This window comes from Nocardioides nanhaiensis, assembly GCF_039542785.1.
GTDB classification, from domain to species: Bacteria; Actinomycetota; Actinomycetes; order Propionibacteriales; family Nocardioidaceae; genus Nocardioides; species Nocardioides nanhaiensis.
The window spans coordinates 126,310-144,377 of sequence record NZ_BAABIM010000002.1; the positions used below are offsets into that span (position 1 = coordinate 126,310).

General features: G+C 74.0%; 13 protein-coding genes and 1 tRNA gene. 2 read left to right on the top strand and 12 right to left on the bottom strand.

Annotated features, from left to right (window positions below; genetic code table 11):
* Positions 1-11: 11 nt before the first annotated feature.
* The 8 genes from ABD948_RS08795 to ABD948_RS08830 form a co-directional block, all read right to left on the bottom strand.
* The gene (locus tag ABD948_RS08795) at positions 12-1,070 is read right to left on the bottom strand and encodes an ABC transporter permease (RefSeq protein ID WP_345264825.1); all 1,059 of its coding nucleotides are present in this window, start codon (positions 1,068-1,070) and stop codon (positions 12-14) included.
* Positions 1,067-2,047, bottom strand: coding sequence for an ABC transporter permease (locus tag ABD948_RS08800; RefSeq protein ID WP_345264827.1), 981 nt, complete (start codon positions 2,045-2,047; stop codon positions 1,067-1,069). The genes ABD948_RS08795 and ABD948_RS08800 overlap by 4 nt, the downstream gene beginning before the upstream one ends.
* Positions 2,044-3,510, bottom strand: coding sequence for a sugar ABC transporter ATP-binding protein (locus ABD948_RS08805; protein ID WP_345264829.1), 1,467 nt, complete (start codon positions 3,508-3,510; stop codon positions 2,044-2,046). The genes ABD948_RS08800 and ABD948_RS08805 overlap by 4 nt, the downstream gene beginning before the upstream one ends.
* Positions 3,511-3,610: 100 nt before the next feature.
* Positions 3,611-4,612 carry a sugar ABC transporter substrate-binding protein gene (locus ABD948_RS08810; protein WP_345264831.1) on the bottom strand — a complete coding sequence of 334 codons (1,002 nt, stop codon included), beginning with the start codon at positions 4,610-4,612 and terminating at the stop codon, positions 3,611-3,613.
* Between the two features lie 462 nt (positions 4,613-5,074).
* Entirely contained in the window at positions 5,075-7,069 is a 1,995-nt protein-coding gene (locus tag ABD948_RS08815; RefSeq protein ID WP_345264833.1) for a penicillin acylase family protein, read from the bottom strand.
* 31 nt (positions 7,070-7,100) lie between these two features.
* Positions 7,101-8,051: a pirin family protein gene (locus ABD948_RS08820; RefSeq protein WP_345264835.1), complete on the bottom strand. Its 951-nt coding sequence runs from the start codon at positions 8,049-8,051 to the stop codon at positions 7,101-7,103.
* A gap of 28 nt (positions 8,052-8,079) precedes the next feature.
* A complete protein-coding gene (locus ABD948_RS08825) occupies positions 8,080-10,239 on the bottom strand; it encodes a sensor histidine kinase (protein WP_345264837.1) in 2,160 nt (719 codons plus the stop codon).
* Complete coding sequence (locus ABD948_RS08830; RefSeq protein WP_345264839.1) at positions 10,236-12,299, bottom strand: sensor histidine kinase; 2,064 nt, start codon at positions 12,297-12,299, stop codon at positions 10,236-10,238. Before ABD948_RS08830 ends, ABD948_RS08825 begins: the two co-directional genes overlap by 4 nt.
* A 142-nt stretch (positions 12,300-12,441) precedes the next feature.
* On the opposite strand from ABD948_RS08830, the gene ABD948_RS08835 reads away from it, so the two are divergent.
* Both ABD948_RS08835 and ABD948_RS08840 read left to right on the top strand, forming a co-directional pair.
* Complete coding sequence (locus ABD948_RS08835) at positions 12,442-14,055, top strand: phytoene desaturase family protein (RefSeq protein WP_345264841.1); 1,614 nt, start codon at positions 12,442-12,444, stop codon at positions 14,053-14,055.
* A 222-nt stretch (positions 14,056-14,277) separates the two neighbouring features.
* Positions 14,278-14,353, top strand: a tRNA-Lys gene (locus ABD948_RS08840).
* 94 nt (positions 14,354-14,447) lie between these two features.
* On the opposite strand, the gene ABD948_RS08845 is transcribed toward ABD948_RS08840, so the two are convergent.
* The 4 genes from ABD948_RS08845 to ABD948_RS08860 form a co-directional block, all read right to left on the bottom strand.
* A complete protein-coding gene (locus ABD948_RS08845; RefSeq protein WP_345264843.1) occupies positions 14,448-14,747 on the bottom strand; it encodes a PspC domain-containing protein in 300 nt (99 codons plus the stop codon).
* Between the two features lie 129 nt (positions 14,748-14,876).
* Positions 14,877-15,602 (bottom strand): glycosyltransferase family 2 protein, encoded by a 726-nt coding sequence (locus ABD948_RS08850; RefSeq protein ID WP_345264845.1) that lies wholly within the window; start codon positions 15,600-15,602, stop codon positions 14,877-14,879.
* Positions 15,595-16,974 (bottom strand): PIG-L family deacetylase, encoded by a 1,380-nt coding sequence (locus ABD948_RS08855; protein WP_345264847.1) that lies wholly within the window; start codon positions 16,972-16,974, stop codon positions 15,595-15,597. The genes ABD948_RS08850 and ABD948_RS08855 overlap by 8 nt, the downstream gene beginning before the upstream one ends.
* Positions 16,971-18,014: an acyl-CoA dehydrogenase family protein gene (locus tag ABD948_RS08860; protein WP_345264849.1), complete on the bottom strand. Its 1,044-nt coding sequence runs from the start codon at positions 18,012-18,014 to the stop codon at positions 16,971-16,973. The genes ABD948_RS08855 and ABD948_RS08860 overlap by 4 nt, the downstream gene beginning before the upstream one ends.
* Positions 18,015-18,068 lie beyond the last annotated feature (54 nt).

The following is an 18,068-nucleotide window of genomic DNA, read 5'->3' on the forward strand; positions in this document are numbered from 1 at the left end:
CGACCTTCGTTCTAGGCGGTGGTGGCTGATGACGCGCCGGAGGACCTTCGTCGCAGGGACGACAGGCCGCGCCGTGCCGGCTCGGTGGTGAGGAGGGTGACCGCGACGAGCAGGCCACCGGTCAGGAGACTGACGACGTACTGGGGGGTCGCGAGCGTGGTGAACAGCTCGGCGAAGAAGCACATCCCGAGGGCTCCGGCCACGATGCCGAGCGGCGTGCCCTTGCCCCCGGCCAGGGCGATCCCACCGAGGAGGGTCGCGGTGATCGCGAAGATCAACGGGGAGAGCCCGGGGTTCGGGGTCGCCGTCGCCACTCCGTACGCCTGCAGCGTGCCACCGAGTCCGGCGAGGAGGCCGGACGCCGTGAACGTCGCGACGACGATCAGGTCGACCCGGACCCCCGCCGTCCGGCTCGCCCGGCGCCCGCCACCGGTGGCCCGCATGTCGCGACCCACGCGAGTGCCCATGACCAGCAGGACGACCAGCGCGACCACAGCGACCGTGATCAGGCTGCGCATCGAGAAGATCTGGGCGATCGGCTCGTTGAGCCGACTGCTGAACTCGTAGTTGGGGAACGCCTGGCTCTTGTTGTCGGCGATCGTCCCGGTGAGACCGATCGCCGCCAGGTAGCCGCCCAGCGTGATGGCCATCGAGTTGACCCCGGCACGGGCCACCAGGAGGCCGTGGACCAGGCCCAGGGCACCGCACACCAGGAGCGCGTACAGGATGCCGACCAGCGGTTGGTCGACACCGGTCTTGACGGCGACCATGCCGGCGAGCGCGTAGGTGCCCACCACCGAGAGATCGAACTCTCCGATGATCATCGTCAGGCCCAGCGCCAGGGCGACCAGACCCAGTCCCGAGTAGCTCTGCATCGCGTTGTAGATGCTGAAGACGTTGAACTCCCGGCCGGACATGGAGGGCACGACGAACAGCGCCAGCAGCATGGTCGCTGCGAAGCCGAATGGAGCCGCCGTCGAGACGATGCGGGCGCGTGACGCGCGCCTCGAGCGACGGCTCCGGTCGAGCTCGGTGACCGCCTCATCCGGATCGGTCAAGGTGGTCGTCATCGGGCGTCCCTCGCCTTCGTGCGCAGGTGGTTGAGGAGGATCACGGCCGAGACGATGACCCCGAGGGCCAGCAGCTGGACCGGTGTGGAGTACCCGCGGAGCAGCAACATGTCCGAGAGCGCGGCCAGCACGAGGGCACCCGCTGCCGAGCGCACCACCGAGCCCCGCCCTCCGAGGACCGCGGTGCCGCCGACCAGGACGGCGGCGATGGAGTCGTAGGTCAGCGTCCCGGTCGTCGTCAGGGTCCCGCTCTGGTTGAACGCGCCGAGGAGCACACCCGCGATCGCGGCCGTGATGCCGGCGCACGCGAAGGCCAGGACGGTGATCCGCGCGACCGGCAGGGCTGCTGCGCGGGCGGCACGGGGGCTCTCTCCCATCAGGACCAGCTGACGACCGAACACCGTCCGGCGCAGGACCAGCTCACCGATGATCGTCACGACCACGAAGACGTAGACAGGGAAGGGGATCCCCAGCAGCGGGCTCGCCAGGAAGGAGATGTCCGGCCCGTCCGACGGTGGGTACACCGAGACACCCCCGGACCACCAGGTGACGGCCCCTTCCTGGAGCGCCCCGGCGCCGATGGTCACGATGATCGGGTTGGCACCGAACCGCCCGACGAGAAAGCCCTGGGCACCCAGCACCAACGCCCCCAGCACGAGCGTCAGCACGATCGCGGGCAGGAGCCCGAAGCGGAGGGAGTAGAGGAAGCTCATCGCACCGATGGCGACGGTCGTCCCGATGGAGAGGCAGAAGAGCTGTCCCCCGAGCACGATGGCGGTGGTCCCCACCGCGATGATGCCCACGATCGCTGCCGAGTTGAAGATGGCCTTGGCGTTGGAGACGGTGTAGAAGCCGTCGGTCGTGACCGATCCGACCAGGAGGATCACGAAGAAGACCGCCATGGCGACCTGGGTGATGCTCGGGCGCAATCCGGTGGACGCGCCGCCCTCGGTCCGGGGTGCTGTCAGCGTGCTCACGCGACCTCCACCACCGCTCGGCCGTGGGTCATGTCGGCCAGGACCCGCGAGGCGGTGAGCTCGGCGCGCTGGTGCACGTCGACCATCCGCCCGCCGAACATCGTCACGACCGTGTCGCTGAGCTCCAGGACCTCGTCGAGTTCCGTCGAGGCGAAGATCACCGCCACCCCCTGGTCGGCCGCGCGCCGGATCAGCGCGTGGATGTCGGCCCGCCCACCTACGTCGACGCCGCGTGTGGGCTCGTCGAGCAGGAGGACCGAGCTCGGGTCGGCGTGCAGGGACCTCGCCATCAGCACCTTCTGCTGGTTGCCGCCGCTCAGGCTCCCCACGGGGAGCCGCCGGCGAGCCACCGGGATGCCGGTGAGGCCGAGGAGGTCGCTGACCTGCGTCCGCTCAGCGCCAGGTCGGAGGACGCCGAGCTGCGCCAGGCGCGGGATTCGGGTCGCGACGACGTTGCGCGCGATCGAATGACCGAGGAAGAGCCCCTCCTCCTTGCGGTCGCTCGGCGTGTACAGGACTCCCGCACGGGCGGACCTGCGTGGTCCGCCGAGGCGGACCTTGCGACCCTGGACGGTCACGTCACCCGTCGCGTCGGGCACCAGTCCGGCGATCGCGCGCAAGACCTCGCTGGCCCCGCAGCCGACCTGCCCCGCGATGCCCACGACCTCGCCCGGGCGCAGGGAGAGCTCGAAGTCCGACAGCCGCGGCGGGACCGAGAGGCCGGACACCGTCAGGACGGGTTCGTCGGTGCTCTCCGCCCGGTGCTCCCGGGTCGCCATCTCGGGCAGGTGCCCGAGCATCATCTCGACGATGGAGTCGCGGTCGAGGTCGGCGACGTCGCGGGTGCCCACGCACCTCCCGTCACGGAAGACGGTGGCGCGCTGGCACAGCGAGAGCACCTCCCCCAGTCGGTGGGAGACGTAGATGACCGATCGCCCCTCGGCCACGAGCCGTCGGACTGCCGTGAACACCATGTCGATCTCGGTGTCGCTCAAGGTCGCCGTGGGCTCGTCGAGGATGAGGATCTGAGCCCTCCGGCTGAGGGCGCGGGCGATCTCGACCAGCTGCTGCTCGCCGAGCGACAGCTTGGAGACCAGCTCGTTCAGGGGCACGTGCGCGAGACCCAGCTCGTCGAGGGTCGCCCTCAGCTCGGTCCGGCCGGGTGCGGTCGCGCGGTCGGCGCCCACCGCGAGGTTCTCGGCCACGGTCAGCGTGCCGACGAGACTCAGCTCCTGGTCGACGAGCGCGACCCCCGAGGACTGGGCCTGGCGCGGGTTGCGCGGGTGCACCTCGACGCCGTCGATGAGCACGCTGCCCTCGTCGGCCTGCACCACGCCCGAGAGGACCTTGACCATCGTGCTCTTGCCCGCGCCGTTGTGGCCGAGCAACGCGTGCACCTCGCCGGGGCGGAGATCGAAGGCGACTCGGTCGAGCGCACGCATCGCGCCGTAGGTCTTGCTCACGCCTCGGACCTCGAGACGCAGGGGTGACTCCTTCACGCGAACTCCCTCGCAGTTGCATGGTGGGCCGGCCGGACCGGCCGGCCCACCACCGGTGTGTCGATCAGGCCTGGCTGCAGCTGTCGGCGAACTCGTCGAGGTTGTCGGCAGTCACCCGGTCCTCGGAGTTCAGGTTGACCTTCTCGATCTCCTCACCGCGGAGGAAGGCGAGCACGTGCTCGACGACGAACTCACCCTCGGCACTCGGCGTCTGCGTGGCGGTGCCGTACTGCTTGCCGGCCCGGATGTTGTCGATGCCGACCTTGAAGCAGTTGCTGCCGGTGACGATGAGGCCCTTGTCCCCGACGCCGACCGGGAGGCCCGCCTGCTCGGCGCTCTGGATGATCGCGTTGGCCATGTAGTCCGCCATGCCGTAGGCGGCCTGGATGCCGCCCCGGCTCTCGTACTGCGCGAAGAGCTGGGAGGCGATCTCGCCGGTCGCGGCGGGGTCCCAGTTGCCGTTGCGCACCTCGACGAGCTCGTACTCCGGGGTCTTGGCCAGCTCAGCCTCGAAGGCCTCCATGCGGTCACCGCTGGTCGCGGTCGCGTCGGACCCCGTGATGGCGATGACGTTCCCGGACTCGACGCCGATCTCCTGGAGCCCCTCCACGATGTTCTGGGCGGCGAACGTGCCGAGCGACGCCTGGTCGGCGTTGACGGTTGCGGTGACCAGGTCCTCGGCTGCCTCGGCGGGCATGGAGTTGTTGATGATGACCGGGATGTTCTGTGCCTTGGCCTGCTGCAGCGAGGGCACCAGCGAGTTGTCGTCGGTCGGCGAGACCAGGATCAGGTCCGGCCGCGAGGCGATCGCCGAGTTGAGGTTCTGGATCTCCAGCGCCACGTCGAAGGGGTCCTGGAGGTACTCGACGCTGACGCCCTCCGCCTCGAGCCCGTCGATGATGGTCTTGTTGTAGACCGCGCACCACGGATTGACGTCGCCGCAGTGGACCAGGGTCACCTTCTTGTCCGAGAGATCGCTGCTGCTGGATCCCCCCGCCGTGTCTCCCGAGCCGCCGCCCCCGCAGGCAGCCGCGCCGAGCACGAGGCCGGTGACGGCGAGCGCCACCACGGTCCTCCTCGCTCGCTGCAGCCGGCTTCTGGAGCCGCGGGTCCTACCGGTCGATGTCCCCACGTCGGTTCCGTTGGTCGCGCGCATGCTTGCCTCGTCTTCCGTGATGTGACTGCTGCCACAGTGAACGCTGCTAGTACATCGGCGCCCGCAGTGCGCAGCACTGGCGCGCGACGTGAGAATGACGTGGGCGGATGACGAAATCCGTGAGACGAGACCCGACTGCCACGGGTGCGGCCCGATGCCGATGCCGGCGGGCACCACCCTTGGGGCACACGACCAGGCGCAGGTCCAGACCGCACCCGAACCGGCGTCACCTCGCCAGCCCGCCACCCGTTGAGAGCCCAGGTGGCCGGGACGAGTCATGGGGGGTCGCCGACCGGATCATCAGCGACGCCCGTCGTCCGTGGGGGATGGCGGGCGTCGCGTTCCGCGGCTGCGCGAGCCGCGGGCCGGCACTCAGGGCAGCGGCACCTCGGTGAGCCGCGCCCAGTCCGTGACGACGGGCAGCAGCCGGACGGCCGACCAGGCCTCGAGCTGGTCGTGGTGGTGGGGGCCGGGGGAACCGGCAGCACCCAGCGGCACCACCCAGCCGCTCGCCTCCCGGTCGGCCAGGCACCACCCGTAGCGGGCCACCGACCCGCGCTGGGCGGCGTCGGTGACGCCGGGGAGGCTGCCGGTGCAGCGTACGCACTCGGCGTCGCCGCCGAGCCCGGGGCGCGGGTGGCCCGGACGACGCAGCGCGGTGCCGTCAGGCAGCCGCGCGGGGTCGGCCAGCAGGTCGAACCCGTGCGTGGGCGCGAAGCGGTGCCGCTCACCCCAGGGCTCCGACCCGCCGGCGGCGTTGACGTCCGCCAGTGCCTCGCGCGCCATCCCCGGCAGGTCGAGGCCGAAGGGCGTGCCGGCGGCCGCGAGTCCCGGCAGCGCCAGGCCGACGACGCCGCGCAGGTCGAGGGAGGCGGCGAAGACCGGGTCGGGGGCGGGCTCGCGCAGCGACGCCAGCAGTGGCGCCTCGACGATCCGGGCGACCAGGGCGTGCCGCCAGGCGGCCCACCGCGCGGCCGCCGGGGAGCCGGCGTCCATCTGCTCCTCCCACCCCCCGAAGGCGCCGGGCACCAGCGCGTGGAGCGCAGCCAGCCCGGAGAGCCGGGTGTCGGCGTGCATCGCGGCCAGGTCCTCGACCGTGAGGCCGGAGCGGCCGGTCAGCAGGGCGTCGATGCGGCGGGCGCGGTGCGGCGGGGCGAACTCGCGCCCCACCAGGGCGCTCTCAGCGCCTCGGCGCTCGTTGGCCGTGACGACGTGCTCGCCGGGGGCCAGGTCCCGGCGGTTGGCCGGGTGCCAGCCGCGCCACTCCCCCGTGAAGCCGTCCGTGCGCAGCGGCACGCGGCCGGCCAGGCGGTAGCGCACGGCGCCCGTGCGGTCGGCCACCACCACGTTGTTGACCGGCTCCACCCAGTGCTCCAGGGCGGCGTCGACGTCGTCGACGCTGCGGGCGCGCAGCAGGGGCAGCAGGGCGCCGAACCCGAGGTCACCCAGCACGGTGGAGGGACCGCGTAAGGTGTGGCCGGGGGTGAACTCCGGGCCGTGCTCGTAGACGCGACAGGTGAGCTGCTCGGGTGCCTCGCCGCGCACCGGCACATCCTCGGTCCAGCTGCGCACCACCGCGCCGGACTCCGCGACCGGCAGCACGTCCTGGTAGTCGGCCATCGCGTTGGTGATGGCCCACGCCACCTCGCCCGCGTGCGCGAAGTGCTGGATGCCCGGCACCCCCGCGAAGGTGAACCCGACGACGTCGAAGCCCTGCCCTGCACCGTCGGCGTCGTCCCCGGTCTCGAGCGCGAGCCGCACCTGCAGGTAGCAGCCGGGCGCCTCGAACGTGCGGTGCGGGTCACCCGCCACGAGCGGGAACCCGGACGCCGTCCGCCCACCGCCGACGGCCCAGGCGTTGCTGCCCGCCGCCTCGGGGCCCTCGTGCGCGAGCAGCGCGGCCTCCGGCCCCAGCGCCGCCTGCGCCCGGGCGCGCCACAGGGAGCGGCCGAGGTTCGCGAAGAGCACGTGCTGGGCGTGGAAGGTGGCCAGCGGCATCCAGGCCGGCCAGGCGGCGGGCGCGACGCCGAGCGACTCCAGCTCGGGTGACGGCGCGAAGGTCCCCGCCGTCAGCACCTCGCTGACGCCCTCGGCGTAGGCGCCCACGAAGGCGCGGTGCTCCTCGTCCAGGGCGTCGAGGGCCCGGCGTGCCGTCTCGACGACGAGCGCCCGCCGCGCCAGCCGGTCCCACGGGAGCAGGGCCGGGCCGAGCACCTCCGCGGCCGTGCCGGTGGCCCGGCGTCGCAGCCACTCCAGCTGCCACGCACGGTCGTGGGCGACGACGCGGCCCTGGGCCCGGGCCAGGTCCAGTAGGTCGGCGGCCCGCACGTGCGGGACGCCGTGCGCGTCGCGGTAGAGCCGGGCCACCCGCCGGAGGCTACGCCGTCGAGCCCTTGGGCTAGGCGCCCTGGGGCTGGCCGAACGCGCCGCGCTGGAAGGCCTGGTAGGCCTCGAGCACCTCGGCCTTGGTGTTCATCACGAACGGCCCGGCCCAGGCGATCGGCTCACGCAGCGGCTGGCCGCCGACGACGACCACCTCGAGCGCCGGGGTGCGGCTGTCCTGGGTCCTGTCCGCGGCGATGGTCAGGTAGTCGCCCGCGCCCATCACGGCCGCCTGCCCGGTGCGCAGCGGCTGGCCGTCGATGCCCACGGAGCCGTTGCCGGCCAGCACGTAGACGAGCGCGTTGAAGTCGACCTCCCACGGCAGCTCGAGCCGGGCGCCCGGCTGCAGGGTGGCGTGCACCAGCGACATCGGGGTGTGGGTGGCGCCCGGGCCGGCGTGGCCGTCGACGGTGCCGGCGATGACGCGCACCAGCGCTCCGGCGTCGGGGGTGGTGAGCAGCTGCACCTCACCCGAGCGGATGTCCTGGTAGCGGGGCTGGCTCATCTTCTGCTCGCGAGGCAGGTTGACCCACAGCTGCAGGCCGTGGAAGAGCCCGCCGCTCATCACCAGCGACTCGGGCGGGGCCTCGATGTGCAGCAGCCCGCTGCCCGCCGTCATCCACTGGGTGTCGCCGTTGGTGATGGTGCCGCCACCGCCGTGCGAGTCCTGGTGGTCGAAGATCCCGTCGATGATGTAGGTGACGGTCTCGAACCCGCGGTGGGGGTGCCAGGAGGTGCCCTTGGGCTCACCGGGCGCGTACTCCACCTCACCCATCTGGTCCATCATGATGAACGGGTCGAGGTGGCGCAGGTCGATGCCCGCGAAGGCGCGGCGCACCGGGAACCCCTCGCCCTCGTAGCCGGACGGCGCGGTGCTCACCTGCCACACCGGGCGGGGCTGGTCGCCGAGCCCGGGCTCGGAGAGGCGCGGCAGCACGGTCAGGTCGTCGACGGTCACGGCAGGCATCGGGGTCTCCTCGGGGTGGTCAGGCGGTCTATCCGGACTCTGGTCCGTTTTGCTGGTCGTGGGCCACAACCGCGGCGTCCCCCCGATTGTTCCGGGGCGCCCCGAGCGCCGGCACGGCCTGCACCGGTAGCTGCACCGGCAGCTGCACCGGGGGGTGCGTCGGGAGCGAGACGGTGAACACCGTGCCGGTTCCCTCGCGGGCCTCGAACCCGATCTCGCCCCCGTGCTTCTCCACGATGGCGCGCGAGATCGACAGGCCCAGTCCCGTCCCGGGGACGGCGTCGCGCACGGCCACGGAGGAGCGGAAGAAGCGGCTGAACAGCAGGTGCCGCTCCTCGCGCGGGATGCCGATGCCGCTGTCGGCCACCTCCAGGCGGGCCCGGCCGTCGTCGTCGACCAGACGCACCTGCACCGAGCCGCCGTCGGGGGTGAACTTCACCGCGTTGCCCAGCAGGTTGACCACGACGCGTTCCAGCGCCTCCCGCTGCCCCAGGACCTGCACCGGATCGACCGGCAGGTCCACGCCCACCTGCAGGCGACGCGGCGGTGCCCAGGCGGGCGCCACCACCTGCTCGGCCGCTCGCACGGCCTCCCGCAGGTCGAGGATTTCGCCCGGCGCCGCCGCCCCCGGGTGCTGGAGCCGCGAGAGGGTCAGCAGGTCGTCGATGAGGGTCAGCAGCCGGTTGCTGTTGGCGAAGACCCGCTCGATGGCGTAGCGCTGTGCCGAGGTCATCGTGCCGTAGGAGCCGTCGGTGAGCAGCTCGAGGAAGCCCACCATCGAGGTGATCGGCGTGCGCAGCTCGTGGCTGACGCTCGAGACGAACGCGTCCTTGACCTCGTCGACCTCGCGCAGCCGCTCGACCGCCTGGCGCTCGGCGCGCAGCGACTCCTCGAGCCGCTCCTGCGCGGCGAGCAGGTCGGTGACGTCCTCGGAGGTGCTCACGTAGCCGGTGACCCGGCCGCGCTCGTCGCTGAGGCGGCTCAGCGTCATCAGGTGGATGCGCTCGGAGCCGTCCTTGCGCCGGAAGCCCATCCGGTGCTGCCCCGTGCCCGGGCGGGAGAGCGCCTGGCTCAGCGCGACGAAGTCGTAGGCCACGCCCTGCTCGCGACAGGCCGTCCGCACAGCGTCGTCGGAGTGCAGGAAACGGGTCGAGCGTCCGAGGGCCTCGGCCGCGGTGTACCCCAGGAGCCGCTCGGCCCCGGGGTTGAACAGGGTGATCCGGCCCCGCTCGTCGGCGCCGATGATCGCCACGCCCCGCGCGCCGTCGACGATGCGCCGCACCACGTCGCGCTCGGCAGCGATCCGCCGCTCGTCGGTGACGTGCTGGCCGACCTGCATGACCAGCAGCACGACGACGAGCGCGCACGTGGCCCCGAACATCCCGAGCAGGATCACCCGGGCGTCCGGGTAGAGGTCGTAGTAGCCCGCCACCGAGCCCACGGGTCCGCCACCCTGCGCGGAGAGCCCCATCCCGAGGCCGACCACCACGAGCAGCTGCACGAACGCCTCGCGCGCCGTCACCCGCAGCGCACCCCAGGCCAGCACCGGGATCACGAGCACCACGACCAGCGGGACCTGCGGCACGGTGAACACCGCCACGGTGAGCACCACCAGCAGCAGCCGCTGCGCCAGCCGCTCGGCCGACCTGCCCAGCAGCGGCCGGTCGGGCAGCTCGCAGAAGAAGGGGACCAGGATGAGCAACGAGGCCAGGGCGCTGAAGAACAGGCTCTGGCCCACCACCGCAGCGGTGCCGTACCCGGTGCGGGCGGAGATCAGCGCCCCCAGCACCCCGAGCAGCACCGCAGCCGCGACGACGGCCCGCAGGTAGCGCCCCAGCTCGGGACCGGTGCGCAGCGACGGGCGATCCGCACGCTCGGTGGCGCCGCTGCCGCGCAGCGGCCGCTCCAGCACCATCACGGCCGTCCAGCAGGCGATCGTGACCGCCAGGCCGTACCCCAGCGCGACGTCGAGCGGGCGACTGCCCGCCAGGCCGGAGACGGCCACCGCGAGCGCGACGACGGCCAGGACGACCAGACGGCGACGCCGTCCCGCCACCAGGACCGCGCCGACGGCCAGGCCGATCGGCCAGAACCCGAGCGCCACCTGGCCCTCGGCACTCACGGCGAGGTTCGCGGTGCCGGCCGCGAACGCGACGCCGAGGAGGGCCGCGAGGGCCCGGGTGCTCACGTCGACGCCCGTGGCAGGCGCACCCGCAGCGTGGTGCCGACCGGGTCCTGCGCCGCACGAGGCACCACGGCGATGCTGCCGCCGTGGGCCTCGACCACCGCCCGGGTGATCGCCAGGCCCAGGCCGGTGCCCGGGACGGCGTCGCGGGTGGCGCTGCTGGCGCGGTAGAAGCGGGTGAACACCAGCTCGTGCTCCGCGGCCGGGATGCCGATACCGGTGTCGGCGACGTCGAGCTCGACCAGCTGGTCGACCTGGTCACCCTCGACCTCGCGCAGCGAGACCCGCACCCGGCCGCCGTCGGGGGTGAACTTGACCGCGTTACCCAGCAGGTTGACCACCACCCGCTCGAGGCCGTCGCGGTCGCCGACCACCGGCAGGGGCTGCTCGGGCAGGTCGAGCTCCACCTCCAGGTCGCGCTCGGCCGTCGAGGCCTCGACCACCGCGGCCCCGGCGCGTGCCACCTCACGCAGGTCCAGCAGCACCCCCGGCTCGTCGACCTGCTCGGCCTGGAGCCGCGAGAGCACGAGCAGGTCGTCGATGAGCCGCAACAGGCGGGCGCTGTTGGCGTGCACGCGGTCCAGGGCGTAGCGCTGGCCGTCGGTGGGCTCGCCGAAGGTGCCGTCCTGCAGCAGCTCCACGAAGCCCACCATGGAGGTGATCGGGGTGCGCAGCTCGTGGCTGACGCTCGAGACCAGCGCGTCCTTGACCTCGTCGACCTCGCGCAGCCGCTCCACCGCCTCGCGCTCGGTGCGCAGCGACTCCTCGAGCGCGCGCTGCGCCTCGCGCTGCTCGGTGACGTCCTCGGAGGTGCTCACGTAGCCGGTGACGGCGCCGCGGGCGTCGTGCATCTCGCTGAGGGTGAGCATGTGCACGCGCACCGAGCCGTCGGCGTGGCGGAAGCGCACCGGCGTCGCGCCCACCCGCGGCTCGGCGAGCACGGTGCGCAGTCGCTCGAAGTCGCGCTGGCCCTCGCCGTCGCCCGGCGGGTGCAGCATCGAGGAGTGGCGCCCGAGCACCTGGGAGGCGGTGTAGCCGAGCATCCGCTCGGCCCCGGGGTTGAACAGGGTGATCCGGCCCTCGGCGTCGGCCACGATGATCGCGACGCCGTGCGAGCCGTCGACGATGCGCTGGATGACGTCGCGCTCCCCGGCCGCGGCACCGGCCTCGGCGATCTGCTGGCCCACGCGCAGCGTGAGCGGGATGACGATGAGCGCGCACGTGACGCAGAAGAGCCCCAGCAGCGCGGGCCGCGCGTCGGCGAAGAGGTCGTAGCGCTGCGGCACGTCGGCGAGCGGTCCTAGGTCGGCCGAGGTGGCCAGCAGCGCGATCAGCAGCACGAAGAGCAGCTGGGCCACCGCCTCCAGCGGCGTGACGCGCAGGGCGCCCCAGGCGAGCGCCGGGATGATGATCACCACTGCCACCGGGACCGCACCGAGGGTGAACAGGGCGACGCCGAGCGCCAGCAGGGCCGCCCACTGCGCCACCCGCTCGCCCTGGTCGGCGGTCGCGGCCTGGGCGGGAAGCACCGAGACGAGCGGCAGCAGGGTCAGGGTGGAGGCCAGGTGGGTGAAGTAGAGCGGGATCGCGATCCGCACGGGGTCCCCGACGCCCGTGACCAGCGAGGTGGTCAGCCCCGCGGCCGCCATCACCGTGGCGCCGCCGGCACAGGCCCAGAGCAGGCGCGCGAGGTCGCCGTCGGTGCGCAGGCGAGGTCGGACGGTGCCCTCGGGCGCGTACCAGCCCGCCACCAGCACGCTGCTCAACGCCAGACCGAGGCCGTAGCCGGCCGCCACCCCGGGCGGTCGCCCGGTGGCCACCGTGAGCACGCCGATGACCAGCACCACCCCCGCCAGCGGCCACCGCTGCCGGCGCGGGGCGAGCACCAGCGCGGCCGTCGTCAGGCCCACCGGCCACATCCCGATGACGTCGCCGCCGTCGGGGCTGGCGTTGACGGCGGCCAGTCCCCCCAGGAGCGCTCCCACCAGCAGGGCACCGCGCACCCAGGCCGCGGAGCGGACGATGGGAAGCCTCTCGGCGACGTGCCCGAGGTCCGTCGTCACCTGCACCTCCCGCGGCCGCGACGGTTCCCTCCACCGCCTCGGGGCACTGTTCTACCGCACGCCGGCCCGCGGCGCGGGGCAACCGGGCCACCCGCAACACGGGCGTCACATGCGCGTCGGGCACGTGTGTAGGTTGCCCGGCATGGACCACGGCATGGACACCGACGTCGTGATCGTCGGCGGGGGCCACAACGGCCTCACCGCCGCCGCCTACCTGGCTCGTGCCGGGCTGTCGGTCACCCTCCTCGAGCGCCTGGGCCACACCGGCGGCGCGGCGGTCTCCGCGCAGGCCTTCCCGGGGCTGCCCACCCGGCTGTCGCGCTACTCCTACCTGGTCTCGCTGCTGCCGCAGAGCGTGGTGCGCGACCTCGACCTCGACGTCGCGCTCGTCTCCCGCGGCACCGCCTCCTTCACCCCGACCCTGCGCGGCGAGCGGCCGGGCGGCCTGCTGGTCGAGCACGACGAGGGCGAGGCCACCCGCCGCTCCTTCCGCGAGCTCACCGGCACCGACGCCGAGCACGAGGCGTGGCGCACGTTCTACGCCGAGGTGGCCGAGCTGGCGCGCGTCGTCGAGCCGACGCTCACCCAGCCGCTGCCCACCGACCGCGCCCTGGCCGCCCAGGTGGCGGCGATCGCCGGTCCGCAGGTGTGGACCGACGTCGTCACCCGCCCGCTGGGTGAGGCGGTCGAGCGGCGCTTCGCCGACGACACCGTGCGCGGCGTCGTCGCCACCGACGGGCTGATCGGCACCTTCGCCTCGCTGCACGACCCCTCGCTCATCCAGAACCGCTGCTTCCTCTACCACCTCGTGGGCAACGGCACCGGTGAGTGGCGGGTGCCCGTGGGCGGCATGGGCGCGGTCACCGACGCTCTGCACCGCGCTGCCGTGCAGGCAGGTGCGCAGGTGGTGACCGGCGCCGGCGTCAGCGCCATCCGCGCCGGGCGCGACGAGGGCGACCTCGGCTCCGGCGTCGAGGTCGACTGGACCGACGACGCCGGCGGCCGGCACACGCTGCGCGCGCGGGTGGCGCTCTCCGGCGTGGCGCCGTGGGTGCTCCGCATCCTGCTGGGCGACGGCGAGGACGCCGCCAGCAAGCCCGAGGGCGCCCAGCTCAAGATCAACCTGCTGCTCTCGCGGCTGCCGCGGCTGCGCTCCGGCGTCGACCCCGCCGTGGCCTTCGCGGGCACCCTGCACCTGGGCGAGGACTACACCGAGCTCGAGGCCGCGCACGCCGACGCCGCCGCCGGCCGGGTGCCCGCCGCGATGCCGGGCGAGGTCTACTGCCACTCCCTCACCGACCCCTCGATCCTCGGCGAGGTGCCCGAGGGCACGCACACCCTCACCTACTTCGGCCTGCACACCCCCGCCTCGCTCTTCGACGACGGCGCCGGCGGCGTCGACCCCGCGGCCAAGCAGCTGGCCGTGGACCGCGCGCTTGCCTCGCTGCAGCAGCACCTCGACGAGCCGCTGATGGACTGCGTGGCGCGCGACGGCGACGGCAACCCGTGCCTGGAGGCCAAGGTGCCGCAAGACGTGGAGCGCGACCTGGCCATGCCCGGCGGCCACATCTTCCACGGCGACCTGGAGTGGCCCTGGGCCCCGCACCGCGCCCGCCTGGAGACCCCCGGCCAGCGCTGGGGCGTGCACACCGACCGCCCCGCCGTCCTGCTGTGCGGCTCCGGTGCGCGCCGCGGCGGTGCCGTCTCCGGGCTCGGTGGCCACAACGCCGCCCAGGCCGTGCTGGAGATGTTCTGAGGGTCACCGGGGGGTGGCGGTGCCCCAGTGACCGTTTCCCCGGTGCGAGCGGGAACTGTCGCACCGCTGCCCGGGGACGAGGGTGGGCGAGTGCCCGTTGCCCGCGCGCGCATGGGCACCCAGGCACCGCCACCCCCGGGCGACGCCGACCCCCACCACCACTCCATCGCGATTTCGCCGGCCTCGCCCTCGCTGGTAACGTTCTTCTCGCGTTCACCGCATGCGGCATTAGCTCAATTGGCAGAGCAGCTGACTCTTAATCAGCGGGTTCGGGGTTCGAGTCCCTGATGCCGTACCACCACTCATCACCGCAGAGGCCCTCGCTGGACACCGTCCGCGAGGGCCTTCGTGCGTCCTGGGGCTCCCTGGGAGCAGGCGCTGCCCAGCAGCAGTCAGCCCGCGTAGGGGTAGGTGGTGTAGCTCGGGGTCTCGGGCTGGCGGGGGGCCTCGTAGGTGCTCACGGGGCCGCTGGCGACCTGGCGCTCGTCGGTGGGCATCAGGATCCACAGCACCGGGTAGATGAGCAGCTGGCTGCCCGGCACGACCATCAGCAGCAGCACGAACAGCAGCCGCGAGATCCACGGGGTGAGGCCGAGCTTGCGGCCCAGGCCGGAGCAGACACCGGCCACGACCCGGGTGTCGCGGGGGCGGCTGAGGCCCTGGCGGGCGAAGGCGGAGCGGATGTCGTCCATGGGTGGTGTCCCTTCCTGGGGTGGGTCGCCGGATTCTCCGGCGAGGTGACACCAGCCTGCTGCGCGACGGCGCCGCGGACCATCGGGATCGGCCCTGGCTCGACCCCGAGGGTGTCCCCGGTCCCTGAGTCAGAGCGTGGCCGCGAGCGCGCGCAGGTAGCCGGAGAACCCGCCCGCGACCCGGCCCTGACGCCGTCCGGAGGTGACGGCGCGGGTGCCCGCCACGGGCAGCACGCCCTGCGCACGCAGGGCTTCCACCAGCAAGCGGTCCTCGTGCTCGGTGACCGCGGGGTAGCCGCCGGCGGCCAGGTAGGCGTCCAGGCGCACGCCGAGGTTGGCGCCGTGCACGTGCACGACGTCGTCGGCAGGCCCGGCGGCGGGATGGCGCGCTTCCCAGGCTTTGAGCACCGCCACCTCCAGGTCGACGGCGCGCGGGCGCACCGTGCCCAGCACCAGCCGCGCGCCGTCGTCGGCTGCCTCGAGCTGCTGCAGCAGCCACCCGGACGGCACCTCGGTGTCGGCGTCGGTGCTGGCAGCCCACACCCGGGCCGCGGGGTGCAGTGGCTGCCAGCGCGCCAGCACCTCGTGACCGGTGCGCCGCGCGGCACCCACGCCGGCACCCGCCGAGGTGACGACGCACACGCCGGCGCCCACGGCTGCCGCGGCGGTGCCGTCGGTGCAGCGGTCGAGCACGACGACGACGAGCACCTCCAGCCCGGGGCGCGCGCCGCGCGCCAGGGAGGCACTCCGCTCGACGGCGGCCAGGCAGCCGCCGATCAGCGCCTCCTCGTCGTGCGCCGGGACGACGACGCCGACCCGACGGATCCCGCCCGCCGTCAGGGCGGGCTCATCCATCGTGGGGCTCCGGCCGCGGGTCGGGCAGCTGGTCCGCTCCGCACAGCACGAGCAGCTCGACGTCGCGGTCGGCGTAGGTGGCGGCCACCGGCGGCAGCAGCCGTGAGCTGCGCGCCGCCCGGTGCACCGAGGGACCGTCGAGGGGCCACCCCTCCACCTCGTGGCGCCAGTGGCAGAGCACCACCACGCCGTCGGCGTCGAGCGAGGTCGCCACGCGGGCCAGCAGCTGCTCGAGCCGCGCGGCGCCGAGGAAGTAGCCCACCTCGCTGATCACCACCAGGTCGCAGCCCGCCACCACCGGCCACTCCTCGGGCAGCGAGGCCCGCTCGGCCCGGGCGTGGTCCAGGCCGGCGTCGGCCAGCCGCTGCCGGGCACGGCCCACCGCGGTCGTGCTCTGGTCGAGGGCCAGCAGGTCGTCGCACCGCTCGGCCAGCGCCGCGGCCAGGGCGCCGGTGGAACACCCCACCTCGACGGCGCGCCGGAAGCGCTGCCGCGGCAGGCAGCTCAGCACCAGCTCGCGCTTGCGCTGCTCGTACCAGCGCTCGTCGACGCCCCAGGGGTCGACCTCATCGACATGGAGCCGTTCCAGAGCCGTGTCCTCGGCTTCGAGCTGCCAGAACACCTCGCAGTCGCGGCGGTGATGGGCCAGGACATCGTCACCGAGCAGCACCTCGTCACCGGGGCGGCCCGAGAGCGGCGCCACCTGGCTGTGGTGCGCCTGCACCGCCCGCTCCTTGAGCTCGCGCCCCTCCGGGCCCAGCTCGAGTCGCAGCGCGCTCCCCCACGGGGCGTCGTCGGCGGTGCCCCAGTGCCAGAACCACACCGGGTACTCCAGCAGCCGCGCGTCGGTGCGCGCGGCCGCGGCGGCGGCGCACCGGCCGGCGGCCTCGTGGTCGGGGTGGCCGTCGCCGCGCCAGGGCCCCACCACCAGGCAGTCGCGACCGTCGCCCACCAGCGCGACGACGCGCGCCGTCAGCGCCGCCTCGTGCTCGGCGAGCCGCCCGTCGGGCAGGCACAGCACGTCGAGGTGCTGGCCCGGCGCCACCACGGCGACGGCGGAAGCCACCTCGGCCAGACGTCGCTGCGCCAGCATCTGGGGCGTGTGCGTGGGTGAGTGCGGGTGAGAGGCCTCGCCCCTGGTGGCCACCACGACCTGCACCTCCAGGCCGGCGGCGTGCGCGTGCGCCACCAGGCCGGCGGCGCCGAGCGTCTCGTCGTCGGGGTGCGCGGCCACCACCACCAGCCTGCGCAGCGGTCGCGAGCCAGCCGACCCCGGCAGGGCCTGCAGGTCAAGCGCCGGCAGGTCCCGCTCTGCGAGAGCACTGCTCCACACCGACTCGGCGGTGCCGGAGACGTCGTGCTGGAAGGTCACCACGGCGCACTGCCCGCCTCGACCAGCATCCGCCCGGTCGCCACGTGGTCGCGTTCGGCGTGGTGCTGGCGCACGTAGAGCGCCAGGTCGGCCACCCGTCGCGCGTGCGCGGGCTCCTGGGTCAGCGGCGCGGGGCCGAGCGCGTGCGCAGCGCTGGCCAGCACCTGCTCGACGGCGCCCGCCACCACCGATCGCACCCGAGCCGCGAGCAGCCCGGGGTGCGACTCCCCCACGTCGACGGCGTCCGCCGCCTCCGCGAGTGCCGTCCGGGCGGCGTGCAGGGCGGTGTCCACCGCGCCGAGGTGCATCAGCGCCAGCTGGTCGGGCTCGCGCCGGTGCGCCTGCTCCAGCAGCCGACGAGCCACGCCCACCGCCCCGCCGAACCAGACGGCGGCCACGCCCAGGCCACCCCAGGCGAAGCCGGGGCGCTCGAGATACCACTGCGGTCCGCCCACCGGGGTCGCCGGCGCGTCGTCGAGCTCGATCCCGGTGCTGGGCACCGCCTGGAGCCCCGTGGGAGCCCAGGTGCCGGGTGCGGGGCGCACGCCCGGGGCGCCCAGGTCCACGCAGAACAGCCCGCGGCGCTCGTCGTCGACCCAGGCGGTGACCAGGGCGTGGCTCAGCGCACCGGCCAGCGAGCACCAGGGCTTGGCGCCGCGCAGCACCCAGCCGCCGTCGGGGCGTCGCTCGGCCTGCACCCGCATCCCCGAGCCCTCGGCGGCGTAGACGCCGAGCGTGGCGCCCTCGGGTGCCGGCAGACCGGCCTCGACCAGGATCGCGACGGCGTCGAGGTGCGGCTCGACGGCCCGGGCCACGGTGAGGTCGGCCGCGCCGACCGTGGCCAGCAGCTCCCAGCGCAACCACGTGGAGCCGGCCCCAGGGAGCGGAGCCAGCGCCGCCAGCCGCGGCGCCCAGGCCACGGCTGCGCTGATGCCGGCGGCCGTGGGGTCCAGCCGCGTCGCCTGCTCGGCCACCTGCTGCCCGGTCTCCCACGGCTCTGCGTCGTGGTGGGGGCTCAGCAGGACGGGGCGTGGGGTCACGGGTTCCTCTCGGGGCGCGCGTCGGACGCGCTCCGGTACCCGTGCCCTCCCGCG

What these genes read in the sequence shown, in the direction of transcription:
- ABD948_RS08795 (WP_345264825.1), bottom strand. Translation starts at nt 1,070, where the DNA reads ATGACGACCACCTTGACCGATCCGGATGAGGCGGTCACCGAGCTCGAC.
- ABD948_RS08820 (WP_345264835.1), bottom strand. Translation starts at nt 8,051, where the DNA reads ATGCCTGCCGTGACCGTCGACGACCTGACCGTGCTGCCGCGCCTCTCC.
- ABD948_RS08835 (WP_345264841.1), top strand. Translation starts at nt 12,442, where the DNA reads ATGGACCACGGCATGGACACCGACGTCGTGATCGTCGGCGGGGGCCAC.
- ABD948_RS08845 (WP_345264843.1), bottom strand. Translation starts at nt 14,747, where the DNA reads ATGGACGACATCCGCTCCGCCTTCGCCCGCCAGGGCCTCAGCCGCCCC.
- ABD948_RS08850 (WP_345264845.1), bottom strand. Translation starts at nt 15,602, where the DNA reads ATGGATGAGCCCGCCCTGACGGCGGGCGGGATCCGTCGGGTCGGCGTC.